General features: G+C 69.2%; 8 protein-coding genes. 1 reads left to right on the top strand and 7 read right to left on the bottom strand.

Annotation, left to right across the window (positions count from 1 at the left end; genetic code table 11):
• The first annotated feature begins 1 nt into the window (after window position 1).
• Complete coding sequence (locus tag ACFQU1_RS01860; RefSeq protein WP_378128646.1) at window positions 2-1,321, top strand: bifunctional folylpolyglutamate synthase/dihydrofolate synthase; 1,320 nt, start codon at window positions 2-4, stop codon at window positions 1,319-1,321.
• Window positions 1,322-1,518: 197 nt separating this feature from the next.
• Here the strand turns inward: ACFQU1_RS01860 and trxA are convergent, their stop codons facing one another.
• The 7 genes from trxA to ahcY all read right to left on the bottom strand — a co-directional run bounded on the left by trxA (window position 1,519) and on the right by ahcY (window position 15,348).
• Window positions 1,519-1,839 carry a thioredoxin gene (gene trxA, locus ACFQU1_RS01855; protein WP_378128644.1) on the bottom strand — a complete coding sequence of 107 codons (321 nt, stop codon included), beginning with the start codon at window positions 1,837-1,839 and terminating at the stop codon, window positions 1,519-1,521.
• Window positions 1,840-1,936: 97 nt separating this feature from the next.
• Complete coding sequence (addA, locus tag ACFQU1_RS01850; protein ID WP_378128642.1) at window positions 1,937-5,581, bottom strand: double-strand break repair helicase AddA; 3,645 nt, start codon at window positions 5,579-5,581, stop codon at window positions 1,937-1,939.
• Window positions 5,578-8,724: a double-strand break repair protein AddB gene (gene addB, locus ACFQU1_RS01845; protein WP_378128640.1), complete on the bottom strand. Its 3,147-nt coding sequence runs from the start codon at window positions 8,722-8,724 to the stop codon at window positions 5,578-5,580. Before addB ends, addA begins: the two co-directional genes overlap by 4 nt.
• On the bottom strand, window positions 8,721-9,479 hold the full coding sequence (locus ACFQU1_RS01840; protein ID WP_378128638.1) for a nucleotidyltransferase family protein: 759 nt from the start codon (window positions 9,477-9,479) through the stop codon (window positions 8,721-8,723). The genes addB and ACFQU1_RS01840 overlap by 4 nt, the downstream gene beginning before the upstream one ends.
• 65 nt (window positions 9,480-9,544) lie before the next feature.
• On the bottom strand, window positions 9,545-11,128 hold the full coding sequence (gene tsaE / locus ACFQU1_RS01835) for a tRNA (adenosine(37)-N6)-threonylcarbamoyltransferase complex ATPase subunit type 1 TsaE (RefSeq protein ID WP_378129718.1): 1,584 nt from the start codon (window positions 11,126-11,128) through the stop codon (window positions 9,545-9,547).
• 52 nt (window positions 11,129-11,180) lie between these two features.
• Entirely contained in the window at window positions 11,181-13,703 is a 2,523-nt protein-coding gene (locus tag ACFQU1_RS01830; RefSeq protein ID WP_378128636.1) for a PAS-domain containing protein, read from the bottom strand.
• A gap of 241 nt (window positions 13,704-13,944) precedes the next feature.
• Window positions 13,945-15,348 (bottom strand): adenosylhomocysteinase, encoded by a 1,404-nt coding sequence (ahcY, locus tag ACFQU1_RS01825; RefSeq protein ID WP_378128634.1) that lies wholly within the window; start codon window positions 15,346-15,348, stop codon window positions 13,945-13,947.
• Window positions 15,349-15,393: the final 45 nt, after the last annotated feature.

Here is a 15,393-nt window from a genome sequence, read left to right as displayed (position 1 = left end):
TATGGACTCGTCCGACGCTGCGCTCGCGCGCTTTCTCGCGCTGCATCCCAAAGTCATCGACCTGTCGCTCGGGCGGATTCAGCGCCTTCTGGCGGCGCTCGGCCATCCGGAGCAGCGCCTGCCGCCGGTCATTCATGTGGCCGGCACCAACGGCAAGGGCTCGACCATCGCCTTCATGCGCGCCATTCTCGAGGCGGCGGGCCTGGTCGTGCATGTCTACACCTCGCCGCATCTGGTGCGTTTCCACGAGCGGATCCGGCTCGGGCGACCGGGCGGCGGGCGCTTCGTCGACGAGCAGCGCCTGCTGGAGGCCTTCCGCCGCTGTGAGGCGGCCAATGCCGGCGCGCCCATCACCTTTTTCGAGATCACGACCGCGGCGGCCTTCCTTCTCTTCTCGGAGACGCCGGCCGACGTTCTCCTCCTCGAAGTCGGGCTCGGCGGCGAGGGCGATGCCACCAATGTGGTCGACGAACCGCTGGTGACCGTCGTCACGCCCGTCTCGCTCGATCATCCCGAATATCTCGGCGACCGCATCACCCAGGTCGCAGCGGCCAAGGCCGGCATCTTCAAGCACGGCACGCCCGCTGTGCTCGCCCCGCAGGAGCCGGAAGCTGCCGCCGTTCTGGAGGCCCATGCAGAGCGCATCGGCGCGCCACTGGTCATCGGCGGGCAGGATTTCACGATCCATGAAGAGAACGGCCGCCTCGTCTACCAGGACCAGCGGGGGCTGCTCGATCTGCCCTTGCCGCGGCTTCCCGGCCGCCATCAGCATGTCAATGCAGGGACCGCGATCGCCGCGCTCCGCACCGGCGGCTTCGACCGCCTGCCGATTGCCGCCTATGATGCGGGCCTCGCCAGGACGGAGTGGCCGGGGCGCATGCAGCGGCTGACCCGCGGCCATCTCGTCGAGCAGGCGCCGGAGGGCTCCGAGATCTGGCTCGACGGGGGTCACAATCCGGATGGCGGGCGGGCGCTCGCCGCAGCCATGGCGGACCTGGAGGAGGCGAACCCGGCGCCGCTCGTGCTCATCGTCGGCATGCTCGGCAGCAAGGACACGTCCGGCTTCCTTGCCCCCTTTGCCGGGCTTGCGCGCGAACTGCTCGCCGTGTCCATCACGAAGCAGCTCGCCGCCCGCCCGGCAGAGGAGATCGCCTCGATCGGCCAGGAGCTCGGCCTGGTCACCTCCACCCACGCCAGCGTCGAGACGGCGCTGAGCTCGCTGAAGGGCTTCTTCTGGGAGCGGCCGCCGCGCATTCTCATCACCGGCTCGCTCTATTTCGCCGGCGAGGTCCTGTCGGCCAACGGCACGCCGCCGACCTAGCGCCAACGGGCTTGCCGCTGACTTTAGCCACTGCACCCTCTCTTGAGGGGAGAGCCCACGGGCGATCCGCCAGCTGGGTGGGGTGAGTGAGCCGATCACCCGGCAGGACGAGGCCGCCTGAGTTCTGAAGACACAAAAAACCCGGCTCCGATCTCTCGAAGCCGGGCTTGTCTCATGGCCCGAACGGGCTGAGCGAATCAGACCGAGGTCGAAATCCAGCGCGACAGGTCGCTCTTCGGCGCGGCGCCTACCTTCTGGCCGGCGAGCTTGCCATCCTTGAAGAGGAGCAGCGTCGGGATGGAGCGAATGCCGAACTGGGCTGCGGTCGCCGGGTTCTCGTCGACATTGACCTTCACAACCTTGACCTTGCCGGCCATCTCGGTGGCGATCTCTTCGAGCGCCGGGCCGATCATGCGGCAGGGGCCGCACCATTCCGCCCAAAAATCCACGACCACGGGTTCGCCGGCCTTCAACACATCGGTCTCGAAACTCGCGTCTGTCACCTTTGCGGTCGCCATGATGGAAGTCCTTTCTGCGCGGCCACAAATCTGACCGCCTGTCGGAATGGAAGGTAGGAAGCTCGGCCGATGGGGTCAAGCGACACGGGGTGCGACATCACACGCGCCCGATTGCGGCAAGCGCGGCATCGAGCACCGCCGCCGGCACAGCGAAGACCTGGGGCCCGCGTGTATAGACCAAAAACGCCTTAAGGGGACGATCGGGGTAGAGGGCCCGGAGCAATGCCGCATAGACGGCGAGCTGCGCGAGATGGTCCCGGGGGATCGTCTCAACAGCGGTAGGGGGCCACTGCGTGGTCTTGAAATCGGCGACATGGACCGCCTCGTCCGTGACGGCGAGCCGGTCGATCTGACCCGAAACCGGAAGTTCTTCCCCACCGATGATGAGGCGGCCGGCGATCGGCACTTCGGCGAGGCTGCCTAGCCCAAAGAGCGGCGCGAGATCGGGCCGTTGCAGCACGGCAAGCGCCTCGGCGACGATGGCCGCGCGGCGTCCTGAGTCGAGCCCGGCGGCGCGTGCAGCGAGAATGGCGCTGATCTCCTCGATGCCGCCCTCGGCTGACGCCAGCCGCTCCGGCAGATGCTGGAGAAGACGGTGGAGGAATTCACCGCCGAGCCTCGCCTGCCGCCGGGCTTCTTCGCTGAGGCGCGGCTGCTGAACCCTGTCCGCGTCCTCCTCGGCCGGCAGCTGGTCGGCGGCGGCGAGCGCGCTCGATGGCCTGAGCGGCGGGCGGACCTCCGGTTCGGCCGGCAGCGGCCGATCGATCCAGGCCGGCAGCGGTGTGGTCGTAGAAGGTGACTCGGCCGCGGGGCGCGGCGCGGCCGGTGCCCGCGACGGATCGCGCCAGCGCCAGACCGTGCCCGAGCCGTGCGGCACCTTCTCTTCGACGAGGCCGAAACGCCCCGCTTCCAGGCTGCGGCGTACCATGGCGGGCCAGCACATCTCCGGCAGCGGCTTGAAGTCGCCGGTCTTGGCGTCCCGGCCGATATTGGTCTGGGCGGCGACGACGAGGCGCTCCTTGGCGCGCGTCATCGCCACATAGAGCAGCCGGTTGTGCTCCTCCAGCGCCTCCTCGCGAAATGCAGCGCGCACATTTGCCACGGCGGGCGGGTCGAGATCGCCTTTCGGTGACCAGACGGGCAGCAGCGTGCCTGCCTTGACCTCTCCCCCTGGGGGAGAAGTCGGCCGCGAAACGGGCGGGTGAGGGGGATCTGTCCCGATATTGGAAAGATCCGCCGCCCTCATCCCGACGCTCTCCTCGCCGGGAAGAGGGAACGCAACAACAGTTACCGACGGTGCCGCGGGGATAGCGAATAATTTCGGATCGTTGCGGCCGTTGGGCACGTCGCAGCCGTCGGCGAGCACCACGAGCCGCGCCTCCAAGCCCTTGGCGCCGTGCACGGTCATGACGCGGACCTCGTCATGGGCGGTGTCGAGATCGCGTTTCACTTCGCGCTGTGCCTCGCCGAAAGCGAGAAGAAAGCCCGCGAGCGAGGGCGCCTGTCGGCGCTCGTGCGCCAGGGCCGCCGCCACGAATTCGTCGATTGCGTCGCCCGCCTCGGCCCCGAGGCGCGCGACCAGCCTGCGCCGTCCGCCTCCCGGCCCGACGAGATGGGCGTAGAAGGCGAAGGGTCCGCGCCGCGCGCGCTGCGTCCAGTCGGCAATGAGCGCAACCGCATGGGCGGCGCGCGCGTCGCCCGCCTCCGCCGCGGCAGCGAGCGCGCCATAAAGCGACCGGCCTTCCGGCCGCTCGGCGGCGATGCGGATGAGATCGTCGTCGTCGAGGCCGACGAGCGGCGATTTGAGGAGCGCCGCCAGATTGAGATCATCGGCCGGCAGGAGCGCTGCGCGGCCGGCGGCGACGAGATCGCGCACGGCGATATGTTCGGTGACCTTGAGGCGGTCGGCACCGGCGACCGGCACGCCGGTTTCCTTGAGCGCCCGGATCAGCGCCTCATAGAAGCCGCCGCGCTTGCGCACGAGAATGAGGATGTCGCCGGGAGCATAGGGGCCACCGTCCTCGCCGCGCGTCCATGCGGCGACGGCACGCGCAATGCGCCGGGCAAGCCGCACGGCGGGCGAGCCCTCCTCCAGCGTGTCGACCGGCAGCACCCAGGCCTCGGCATCCGGCATATCGGCGGGGCGCTCCGGTTCCCAGATCTCCACAAGGCCGACGGTATCGGGCCGGGCGCTCTCGTGAACCGTGCCGGTGGCGCCCGTCTCGAAGGAGAGGCCCTTGAAATGCTTGGGATCCGCAAAGACGGCATCGACGGCGGCCAGAATCTCCGGCGCCGAGCGAAAGGAGACCGTGAGCTCCACGCCCTCGAAGGTGAGGCCGGCCGCTTCGGTCCGCTGGCGGAAATAGCGGCCGCTGCCGTCGAATTCGCGCGGCGCCGCGCCCTGGAAGCCGTAGATGGACTGCTTGGGGTCACCGACCGCAAAGAGCGTGCGGCGCGTGAGCGATGCGCCTTCGCCCGCCGTGAATTCCTCGGCGAGTGCCTTCAGGATCCGCCACTGCGCCGGGCTCGTGTCCTGCGCCTCGTCGACGAGGATATGGTCGATGCCGGCGTCGAGCTTATAGAGCACCCAGGCCGCCTCGTGGCGGGCAAAAAGCGCGACGGTGGCGGCGATGAGATCGTCGAAATCGAGCGCGCCGCGGGCGGTCTTCAGCGCCTCGACGCGCGCGAAGACGGCGGAGGCGAGCCTCACCAGCGCCACCGTACGCTCGACGGCGAGCGCCGTCTTGTGCCGTTCCAACAGGCCGACGAGGCGGTCGCGCTCGGCGCGCAGGCGCGCGGCGAGATCCGGGTCGACAGACTTGGTGCCGAGCCCCCGGTCGGCACGCGGCTTACCGTCCTGCGTGAAGAAGATCCGCTGATAGCAGGCGAGGCGCGACGACGGGTTCTCGGCGGAAAGAGCATTGTTGAAACAGGCAGCGAGGTCCTGGTCGAGCTTCGAACCGGCGGCGAGCGCCGCCCTCATCCCCGCCCATTCGACCGACGGGATGCCGCCTTCGAGCATCTCGCGCTCGATGGTGGCACGACTTTCACCGGGGCGCAGCCCGAGCGCCGCGGCAAGCCGCGCCTCGAGGCTCTCGGTCGCGCGCGTAGCCCGCAGAAAATCTTTCGCGCGCAAGGCCTCCGAGAGCGCCCGGTCGATGGTGAGGTCGGCTGCCTCCTCGGTGAGGCGGGCGAGCGCCGCGGCGAGCGCCGGCGCCGTGCCGGAGACGGCCTCCGTCATCACGGCGGCGCGGGCGCGCGCCAGGAGGTCGGCTGCGTCGTTGTCGTCCAGCACCTCGAAGCGCGCTGGAACATTCGCCTCGAAGGGGAAGAGATGCAGCACCCGTTCGCAGAAGGCGTGGATAGTCTCGATCTTCAGCCCGCCCGGCGTCTCGATGGCGCGGGCGAAGAGCCGCCGCGCCGCGTCGAGCTCGGCGGCAGACGGCCTCTCGCCGCTCAGGCGCTCGAGCGCTTCGGTCAGCGCGCGGCTGTCGAGCGACACCCAACGGCCGAGCTCGTCGAAGACGCGGTTCGCCATATTGGCAGCCGCCGCCTTGGTGAAGGTGAGGCAAAGGATGCGGCCGGGATCGGAGCCGGCGAGCAAGAGGCGCAGCACGCGATTGGCGAGCACCGTCGTCTTGCCCGACCCGGCATTGGCCGAGACCCAGGCCGAAGCACGGGGATTGGCCGCACGGCGCTGATCGTCGAGCGTCTTCAGGGGAACGCGGACGAGCTCGCTCATTCGCCCTCTCCCTCGTCGCCGGCGACCGACCATTCACGCACGCGCGCCAGATGGTCATAGACGCCCTCGCGCCTGGCATATTCGGCGAAAGGCCGCGAGGCGAAGCCGATCTCGCCGGCAAGATAGCGCGAAAGGAGGGTCACGAGCCGCGCCGGATGTTCGGCGATGAGGTCGGCGACGCTGCGGGACTCGTCCTTGGGCGGCCGTACCTCGCGCGGCACGAGCGGCCGCGTGCCGCCGCTCGCATGCATGTAAAGCAGCTCGACCCGGTCGGCCGGCAGCTCCGGCTGGCCCTTGAAAGCGCCTGCGCCGAGCATGGCGGCCTCCAGCGTGAGCTGCGGCGAAAAGCCGGCGAAAACCTGCTTCGGGCTCGGCGGCTGACCCGTCTTGAAATCGATGATGACGGCGCCGTCCGGCCGCTCCTCGATGCGATCGGCGCGGCCGCGCAGGGCGAAGCTGCTGCCGTCGGCGAGGGTGAGGTCAAGCGCCCCGGAGACCTCGACATGAAGGCGCGCGATATGCGGGCGGCGTCCCGCCTCCCATTCGAGATAGGCAGCGGCAAGCCTGAGAAAGCGCGGCCACCAGAGCGCGGCGACATCCGGATAGGCGCTGAGCGGCGCGAAGACCTCGCGGCCGATGGCTTCGAGCTTCGCCGCGGCATCGGGCGGCAAGGCTTCGGGGTGCGCGGCGGCGAAGCGGCCGATCGCCTCGTGCACCAGGGTGCCGCGGTCGGCGGCGCCCGGCGGCACGGCGAGCGCGTCCAAGGCATCGAGCTTCAGCACATGGCGGGCATAGACGGCATAGGGATCGCGCAGCAGCGTCTCGACTTCCGTGACGCTGAGCGAGCGTGGCAGCAGGTGGAGCGGCGGCTTCGGCGCGGGACGACGCAACGCCGGCGCCGGCACGGGCCGCTCCAGGGCCTCCGACCAGCCGAGGAAGCGGGCGCCCCGCCTGACGGCCGCCTCCCAAGCCTCGGCGCCGGCGAGCGCCTTCATGCGCTGCAGGAAGCGCGAGGAGACGGTCGGCGCGCCCTCCCGCTTCAAGGCCCGCGTGATCACCGCATCGCGCGTGCCGAGCGCCTCGACGAAATCATGCGCCGTCTGGCCGATGCGCCGCTCCGGCGGGCTCATCCCGAGCGCCGTGCGCATCGGGCGGTTGAGGAAGGCGTCGGTGCGGGTCGCCGGCGGCCAGATGCCCTCGTCGAGGCCGCCGAGCACGATGCGGTCGGCGGAAAGCAGGCGCGCTTCGAGCAGGCCGAAAACCTTGGCACGGCGATGCGCGGCCTCGCCCCGGCGCAGCACGCGCTCGGCGAGGAGGCCGGCGAAGAAACCGGGATAATCGGCGAATCGGCCTTCGAGCCCGCCAGCCTCGGCGACGGCGAGATCGTCGAAGAGGCTGGCGAGATCGCCCCAGCCCTCGCCGCGCGGCGGCGTGACATCCTCCTCGGCAGCGCGGGCTGTCACCTTCGCCAGCGCCGCGCCATGGCGGCCGGCGAGCGTGACGAGATCGGCAGAGCCGCCCACGACCGCCGTGTTGAAATCGGCGAAGGCTTCTTCCAGCCGGTCGAGCAGAGCGGCGATGCGTGCCCAGGCGGCCTCGCCGAGCCGGCGGAGCGGCCGCGGGCTGAAGCGGCTCGCCGCCTCGCTCCGGCGCTCCGGCAGAATGGCCTTGAGGCCGGCGAGGCCCGGCGGCGGCGCGGGACCGCGCAGCAGTCCGATTTCGAGATCGGCCGCGGCCTGGCGGGCCGTCGCGAAGGGCAGCCCGAAGGTGGCATCGGGGTGGCTCAGCAGCGCGACCAGCTCGGGCGCGGCGAAGTCGGCAACCGCCGCTTCGGCAACGAGCCGGGCGAGCGCCCCGGCGCGGGTACGGGCGAGCGGCAGACCGGCCGAATCCTCGACCGCGATGTCCCAGCGGGCAAGCTCTGCGATCGTGCGCTCGGCGAGCATGCGGTCCGGCGTGACGAGGGCGACCGTCGCGCCGGGCTCTTCCAGAGCCTCGCGCATGGCGAGCGCCGCGGCGAGCGCTTCGCCGCGTTCATCCGGCGCCTCGACGACAGCAAGCCCTGCGAGCGCCTCCTCGACGGTTTCGGCAAAGTGGAGGTCGGGACGGTGGCGATCCGCCCAGAGATGGGTCGTCTCGGCAGGCCGCAGCGCCTCGCTCAGAAAGGCCATGCGCGCCCGGGTCTCGACCGCGGGGGTGCCGAGCGGCGCGACCGCTTCGCGGTCGATGCCGATGGTGGCGAGAAGGTTCTGCAGGGCGGCCTGCGGATGGCCGTGGCGGGTCTCGGCAAGGGCTTTCCACGTCGGCTCGTCGAGCGCCTGATCGAGCCCCGGCAGGATCACCGCGCCATTCGGCAGGCGGGCGATGGCGGCGATGAGATGGGCGGTCGCCGGCACGGAGCCGGTGGAGCCCGCGACGATCATCGGCGCGGTAGGGCGCTCGCGCGCAAGTCGCTCGGCCTCGGCGAGAAGGATGGCGTTGCGGCGTCGCACGGGATCGCTCGCGCCGCGCGCCGCCAGAATCTGCGGCCACGCCTCGGCGGCGATCTTCAGGAAGTCGAGCGTGATGCCGTAGTAGCGCGAATACCGGTCGTCGACGAGGCCGTGCAGGCTTTCCCAGGAGATACTCTCGGTGGCGAGGCCGTCCATGAGGCGGGCGAGATCGCCGGCAAGGCCGAGCGCATCGGCGGGCGAGGCGGGCACGAGCAGCGGCTCGTGCGCGTCGAGACGGAGCATGGCGCGATCGACCGCCTTCGCCCAGGCGAGCACGAGGCGCGTGAGAATGAGGCGCCGCTCGGTCTCGCCGATCGCCGGCGGCAATCCGGGAATGAGCTCACCACTGAGCCCGCCGAGATCGGCCGCGAGCGCGATCTCGGCATCGTCGACATCGCCGAGCGGCACTATGCGCGGCAGGAGCACCGGGCGGCCGTCGCAACGCGCGGCGAGCATGGCGGCGAGCGCCCGCGCGGCGCGGCGGGTCGGCAGGAAGATCGTGGCGCTCGCGAGCGCCAGCGGATCGCCGGTCGGCGGAGCGTCGAGCGAGAGGTCGGGCAGGATGGCGCCGCTCGCGAGCGCTTCCACGAGCGCCGGCAGAAAGGGCGCCCCGGGCGCGATGGTGAAGACGCGCGTATCCGTCCGGCTCACCGCTCCCTCGCGCTGGCGGCGAAGCGTTCTTCCGCCACCTTCACCGCGGCCGGGGTGCCGACATGCAGCCACAGGCCGTCGAGGCGCATGCCGAACAGCCGCCCGGCCTCGATCGCCCGGTCGAACAAGAGATTGAGCGAGAAGGAACCGCCGGGCGTGTCTGCGAAGAGCTGAGGCCTGACGATCGCGACGCCCGCATAGATGAAAGGCGCTACCTCGCGCTCCTGGCGGCGGCGCAGCCGTCCCGCCGGATCCATGGTGAAATCGCCGAAGCCCTCGGCACCGACCGAGGTGGCGCCGGAGGCGAGCAGCAGCAGCAGGTCCATGCGCTCGCTGTCCCAGATCTCCGCCATGCGGCGGAGATTGCCGCGAGGGCCCTCGAGCCAGAGCGAATCGGTATTGACGACGAAGAAGGGGTCGGGCCCGAGCTTGGGCAGCGCCTTCTTGATGCCGCCGCCGGTCTCCAGAAGCTTTTCGCGCTCGTCGGAAATGACGATCTCGGGCCGGGTGCGGCGCCTGAGATGCTGCTCCACCAGATCAGCGAGATAATGGACATTCACCACAGCCCGCTCGACGCCGGCATCGGCCAGGCGATCGAGCGCATGGTCGAGCAGGGAACGGCCGGCGATGCGCACAAGCGGCTTCGGCGTCGTCGCCGTGATCGGCCGCATGCGCTTGCCAAGGCCGGCGGCCAGCACCATGGCACTTCTGGGAACGGACGATGCTCTCAGGGATGTCGACGAGCCGTCGGTCATGGTGAGACGATCATGCGAGAGGCGATCCGACGAAGTCGATGGGTCCGATTGAAGTCGGCGAGAGGTCACGCTGCGGGGCGGGTGATGAGACCCGGCAGACGAGCCTCATACCAGAGCTTCAGCGCCGACAACACCGGATGTGCGAGGTTGCGGTTGAGATAATCCTGAAGCCGCGGCAGATGCGCCAGATATTGCGGCTTGCCGTCGCGCTTGTCGAGACGGGTGAAGGTGCCGAAGAGCTTGGTGGTGCGTTGCGCGCCGAGGACGGCATAGGCGCGGGCGAATTCACCCGTGTCGAAGCTCGGGTCGCGGGCTCGGCGGAGCTTGGCGTAATGGGCGAGGAGTTCGAGCTCGAGCGCCGGCGGCACCGTGACGCGGGCGTCCTGCAGGAGCGCGGCGACATCATAGGCGGGATGGCCGAGCACCGTGTCCTGCAGATCGATGAGCCCGACGCGGGCTATCCCCTGACGCTCCGGCAGCCAGAACAGATTGGGCGAATGCATGTCGCGCAAGGTCCAGGTTCGCGGACCGGCGACCACATCGGAGAGCAGCCCCGCCCAGATGCCGGCGAATTCGGTGCGGGCCGCCGGCCCAAGAGAGCCGCCGGCGCGATGTGGCGCATACCAGTCGAGCAGGAGCTCGGCCTCGATCATGAGCGCTTCGAGGTCATAGAGGGGCAGGACATGCTCGCGCTTGTCATTGACCCGCAAAACGCTGGGCAGCTCCATGCCATGGAGGGCGGCGAGCGCAGCGACCGCTTCCGCATAGCGCTCGCCGATCGGTCCGTTTTCGTCCACCACCGGCTGGGGGCCGAGGTCCTCGGCGAGCACGAGGCCCTGGTCGAGCTCGGCGCCGTAGATTTCCGGAGCACTGAAGCCGCGTTCGCGCAATCCCCGCGCCACCGCCACGAAGGCATCCACCCGCTCGGCGAGCTTGGCGAGCTCGTGATAAGGCCTGCCGTCGCGCACGGCCGGCCCTGCAAGCCGTGGCGGCGCGATCATCAGAATGGCGGTCTTGCCATCGGCGCGCTGCAGTCGCTCGTAGAGGCGAACCGAAGCGTCGCCTTGAATGTGCTGGCGCTCGGCACCGGCCCAGCCGGTGTCGCGCAGAAGCCGCTCGAGCGCCTTGAGGCGGTTGAGACGGGGCAGCAAGGCGCCCGTGGCCGTGAGCCGCGCCGTGCGCGCCCCGGGATCGCCGCCGGGCATGAGCATCAGCGCGATATCGAGGCGATCGGCGGAGAGCACGCCGGAGGCCCGTTCCGGCCATTCGACCAGCACGATCGCCTCCTCGCTCGCCTCGTCCCAGCCGAGATCCTCCAGTTCCGCGGCATCCGACACGCGGTAGAGGTCGGCATGGACGACGGCACCGCGCGGCGTCTCATAGAGCTGCATGAGGGTGAAGGTCGGGCTCGGCACTTCGAGCTCGGGATCGCGGGCAAGCACCCGGATGAGGGCGCGGGCGAAGGTCGTCTTGCCGGCGCCGAGATCGCCCGAGAGCGTGACGAGGTCGCCAGGCCTCAGCTCCTTGGCCAGGATTTCGGCGAGGCGCTCGGTGCCCGCCTCGTCGGCGATGGGGATCTCCCAGGCCGGTTCGGCTGGCGGCGCTTCGGCCGGCTTGTCGGGCGGTGGAGGGACCGCCGCGCCTTCTATGGAATCCTCGAACGCGATCACTGTCACCGCCGTCACGCTGGTCTCGCGGCCCTTATTCGGCTGCGACACGGGTCAGCCCGCCCTTGGCGGGGAAATGGCACGACACCGTCGTGCCGCGGCCGGGTGCCGAGTCGAGTTCGACATGGCCTCCGTGCAGCTCGACGAAAGAACGGACGATCGACAAGCCGAGGCCGACGCCGCGATGACGCTGCCCGGTCGGATGGCTTTCGAAACGATCGAAGACGCGCGCGCGGATGTCGGCCGGGATGCCCGGGCCTTCGTCGGACACCGAGAAGACGACCGCATCCTCGTGCTTGCGTGCAGCGACGGTCACCGTCTGGCCGGCGGAGGAGACGCCGACCGCATTCGACAGCAGATTGAACAGCACCTGACGCACGCGCTTGGCATCCGCCACGAAGAAGCCGACGCTCGCCGGCACATCCACCACGAGTTTGATATCGCGCTCCGACAGCCGGTCGTCCAGGCCCCTGACGGCGGCGGCGATGGTCTCGCGGACGTTGACCGGGCCGAGATCGAGCTCGATCGTGCCGTTGTCGATGGTGGCGAGGTCGAGAATGTCGTTGATGATGGCGAGCAGCGCGGCCGAGGACTTGGTGATGTGGGATGTATATTCGCGCTGCTTGTCGTTCAGCGCCCCCACCGTCTCGTCGCCGAGGAGCTGCGCGAAGCCGATGATGTTGGTCAAAGGCGAGCGCAGCTCATAGGAGACGTGGTGGACGAAATCGTCGCGCAGGCGCGACGTCTTTTCGAGCGCGTCGTTGCGGTCGGTCAGCGCCCGCTCGACATTCACGCTCGCTGTCACATCGGTGAAGGTGATCAGGGTCGAGCCATCCGGCAAAGGCGCCGTGACGCAGTCGACCACCGAGCCGTCGGGTCGGCTGATGCGCTGGAAATGGCCAGTGCGGCTGTCGTGCAGGCCGGTGACCGCGGTGCGCAGCTCGCTCCAGTCGCCCTCCTGGGAGAGGTGGCCGCACAGCCCGACGATCTCGTCCATATGCGGGCGACCGGCGAGGAGATCGGGCTCCAGATTCCAGATGCTCGCGAAAGCCGGGTTGAACAGCGTGAGCCTGCCGTCCGCGCCGAAGACGACCACGCCTTCGCGCAGCGAATCGAGCGTCTCGCCCCGCGCCCGGATCAGCGCGTTGTAGCGGGATTCGAGATGGAAGCGCTCGGTGACGTCGTCGAAGAGATAGGTGACGCCGCCTTTGGGATCGGGATTGCCGATCACGCGCAGCGTGCGCCCGTCCGGCAGGTGCCACCAATGTTCCTGCGGCTCCAGCGCCTGATAGCCGGCGAGCATCTCTTTCTTCCACACCCGGAAATCTGCCTGTTCGGGCAGGCGCCGCTCGGCCCGCAACCGCTCCAGGATCTCGCCGTCCTTCGGCCGGCTGTCGAGGAAGGCCGCATCGAGGTCCCAGAGCTGCCGATAGGCGGCATTGTAGAACACCAGCCGCTCGGAGCCGTCGAAGATGGCAACGGCGGTGGAGAGCTGGTCGAGGGTGCGGACATGGGCCTGCATCTGGCGCTGCAGGTCGGCGCGCATCGCCTCGAGCTCGGAGACGTCGGTGGCGATGCCCGCGCTGCCGGCGCCCGTCGGCGTCTCGACGACATCGAGCGTGCGGCGCTGGCCGGCGACGACGGCGGGCACGCGCGCCGCATAGCGCTCGCCCTTGGCGCGCTGTGCCTCGGACGTGAGCCGCGCCGGCTCGTCGAGCAGCTCGAGCCGGCGGGCGACCGCCTCGCTGGCCTCGCTCGCCTCCACCGCACGGGCGTAAGCCGCATTGACCCAGAGGATCTCGCCGTCGGCGTCGCGCAGCCAGACCGGCTGTGGAATGGCGTCGAGCAAGGCCTGCAAGCCTTCGAGATCGCCCTGGGTGGTGGCCAGCGTCTCGCGGATACGGGTGAGTTCCAGACGCTCGGCGGTGATCTCGCGCAGGCGCAGCACCGCATGGCCGCTGATGGCGCTGCCCTCCGCCTCGAAATAGCGGCCGAGGCCCGAGCGCAGGACGATGGCGAAGGCTTCGCCGTTCTGCTTCAGCCGATCGAGGGCCGATTCGAGCGCCTGGGCGCTCGATGCCGTGAGCCAGGAGCCGAAAGCAAGAATACGACGGGGCGAGGCCCCCTCGCCGACGATGGATACGTCGCCCTCGATCACCGGCTCGGCGTCGCGATGGCCGAAGCTGACGATGACGCGCCGCTCGGCCGCAAAGATGACCTCCGCCCGATCGCAGCGCAGCCTGAGTTCGGAAAGTTCGCCGGCGAGCACAGCTTCCCGCTGCGCCGCGCGGCGGCGCTCGCGCAGATGGAAGAAAGCCGTCGCCGCCGCAAAGAGCGCGAGGCCGCCGACCACCGCGAAGGGAGCGGCCGCGGCGATATCGGACCCAAGGCTGCCCGGGCCAGCCGTCCAGGGAAGGGCGGATGCGCCCTCGCCTTCGGCGAAGGCGCGCGATGCCAGCGAAGACAGGGCCGGGACGGCAAGAAGACCAGCGGCCGCGGCCGAAGCGAGGACGTGCTTCGATGAAATGCCGCGCTGCCCTCTTCTGAAACGCGCCATCGTCGCCACAGTCCCCGTCCGATTCGCCCGCCGCGTGATTCTGCCTGATCCGCCGGAGCAGCCCTAGTGCGCCACGGGCACATAGAGCCGCCCGGCGTCACGCGCGGGAGAGCACGCTCAAGCCGAATCAGTTTCACTGTATCGTTTGCGCGACTCCGTCAGGAAGTGGTTAACGAACGCAAAAAAGGCATCCGCGGGATGCCGCGGATGCCTCTTTTGGGGATAGCTTCAGACGAAAGGCTTAGTACCGATAATGCTCGGGCTTGAAGGGGCCCTGCGGCGACACGCCAATATAGGCGGCCTGATCGGACGTCAGCTCGGTCAGCTTCACGCCGATCTTGGCGAGATGCAGCCGCGCCACCTTCTCGTCGAGATGCTTGGGGAGCGTATAGACCTTCTTCTCGTACTGGCCGTGCTTGGTGAAGAGCTCGAGCTGCGCCAGCGTCTGGTTGGTAAAGGACGCCGACATCACGAAGGACGGGTGGCCTGTCGCATTGCCGAGATTCACCAGCCGTCCTTCCGACAGGAGGATGATGCGCCGGCCGGTCGGGAACTCGATCTCGTCGACCTGCGGCTTGACGTTGTGCCACTTGAAGTTCTTGAGGCCGGCGATCTGAATTTCATTGTCGAAATGGCCGATGTTGCAGACGATCGCCCGGTCCTTCATCGCCCGCATATGATCGACGGTGATGATGTCCTTGTTGCCGGTCGCCGTGACGAAGATGTCGGCGCGCGGCGCGGCATCCTCCATCGTTGTGACCTCGTAGCCCTCCATCGCCGCCTGCAGGGCGCAGATGGGATCGACCTCCGACACCATCACCCGGCAGCCGGCATTGCGCAGCGAGGCGGCCGAGCCTTTGCCGACGTCGCCGAAGCCGCACACCATGGCCACCTTGCCGGCCATCATGACGTCGGTGCCGCGGCGGATGCCGTCGACGAGCGATTCACGGCAGCCGTAGAGGTTGTCGAACTTGGACTTGGTGACGCTGTCGTTGACGTTGATAGCCGGGAAGAGGAGCCGCCCCTCCTTCTCCATGATGTAGAGCCGATGGACGCCGGTGGTCGTCTCTTCCGATACGCCGCGGATGGAGCCGGCGACCTCGGCGAACCAGCCCTTCGGCTTCTCCGCCAGCGTCTTCTTCAGCAGCGCGAAGAGGATTTCCTCCTCTTCGGAGCCCGCCTCTTCGAGAAAAGCGGTGTCGCCGTTCTCGGCGCGAAGCCCGAGATGGACGAAGAGCGTGGCATCGCCGCCGTCATCGAGGATCATGTTCGGCACGCCGCCGTCGCCCCACTCGAAGAGCTTGCGGGTGTAGTTCCAATAGTCCGTGAGGCTCTCGCCCTTCACGGCGAAGACGGGAATACCGGCGGCGGCGATCGCCGCGGCGGCATGATCCTGCGTCGAGTAGATGTTGCAGGACACCCAGCGGATATCGGCGCCGAGCGCCTTCAGCGTCTCGATGAGCACCGCCGTCTGGATCGTCATATGGAGGGAGCCCGCGATGCGTGCGCCCTTCAGCGGCTGCTGCGCGGCATATTCCTCGCGCACGGCCATGAGACCGGGCATCTCGCTCTCGGCGATCGAAATCTCCTTACGGCCCCAATCGGCGAGCGAGAGATCCTTGACGATGAAATCCTGTGTGGACATGACGCGCCTTCCAGATGTGCTGCGTGATTGCCGCCTCTATAGCAG

It is taken from the genome of Chelatococcus sp. GCM10030263 (assembly GCF_042666455.1).
In the GTDB taxonomy this organism is placed as follows: Bacteria; Pseudomonadota; Alphaproteobacteria; order Rhizobiales; family Beijerinckiaceae; genus Chelatococcus.
Note: the sequence above shows the minus strand (reverse complement) of the source record. Positions and strands in the feature narration are given on the sequence as shown.

What these genes read in the sequence shown, in the direction of transcription:
- ACFQU1_RS01840 (WP_378128638.1), bottom strand. Translation starts at nt 9,479, where the DNA reads ATGACCGACGGCTCGTCGACATCCCTGAGAGCATCGTCCGTTCCCAGA.
- trxA (WP_378128644.1), bottom strand. Translation starts at nt 1,839, where the DNA reads ATGGCGACCGCAAAGGTGACAGACGCGAGTTTCGAGACCGATGTGTTG.
- ahcY (WP_378128634.1), bottom strand. Translation starts at nt 15,348, where the DNA reads ATGTCCACACAGGATTTCATCGTCAAGGATCTCTCGCTCGCCGATTGG.
- ACFQU1_RS01860 (WP_378128646.1), top strand. Translation starts at nt 2, where the DNA reads ATGGACTCGTCCGACGCTGCGCTCGCGCGCTTTCTCGCGCTGCATCCC.
- addA (WP_378128642.1), bottom strand. Translation starts at nt 5,581, where the DNA reads ATGAGCGAGCTCGTCCGCGTTCCCCTGAAGACGCTCGACGATCAGCGC.
- ACFQU1_RS01830 (WP_378128636.1), bottom strand. Translation starts at nt 13,703, where the DNA reads ATGGCGCGTTTCAGAAGAGGGCAGCGCGGCATTTCATCGAAGCACGTC.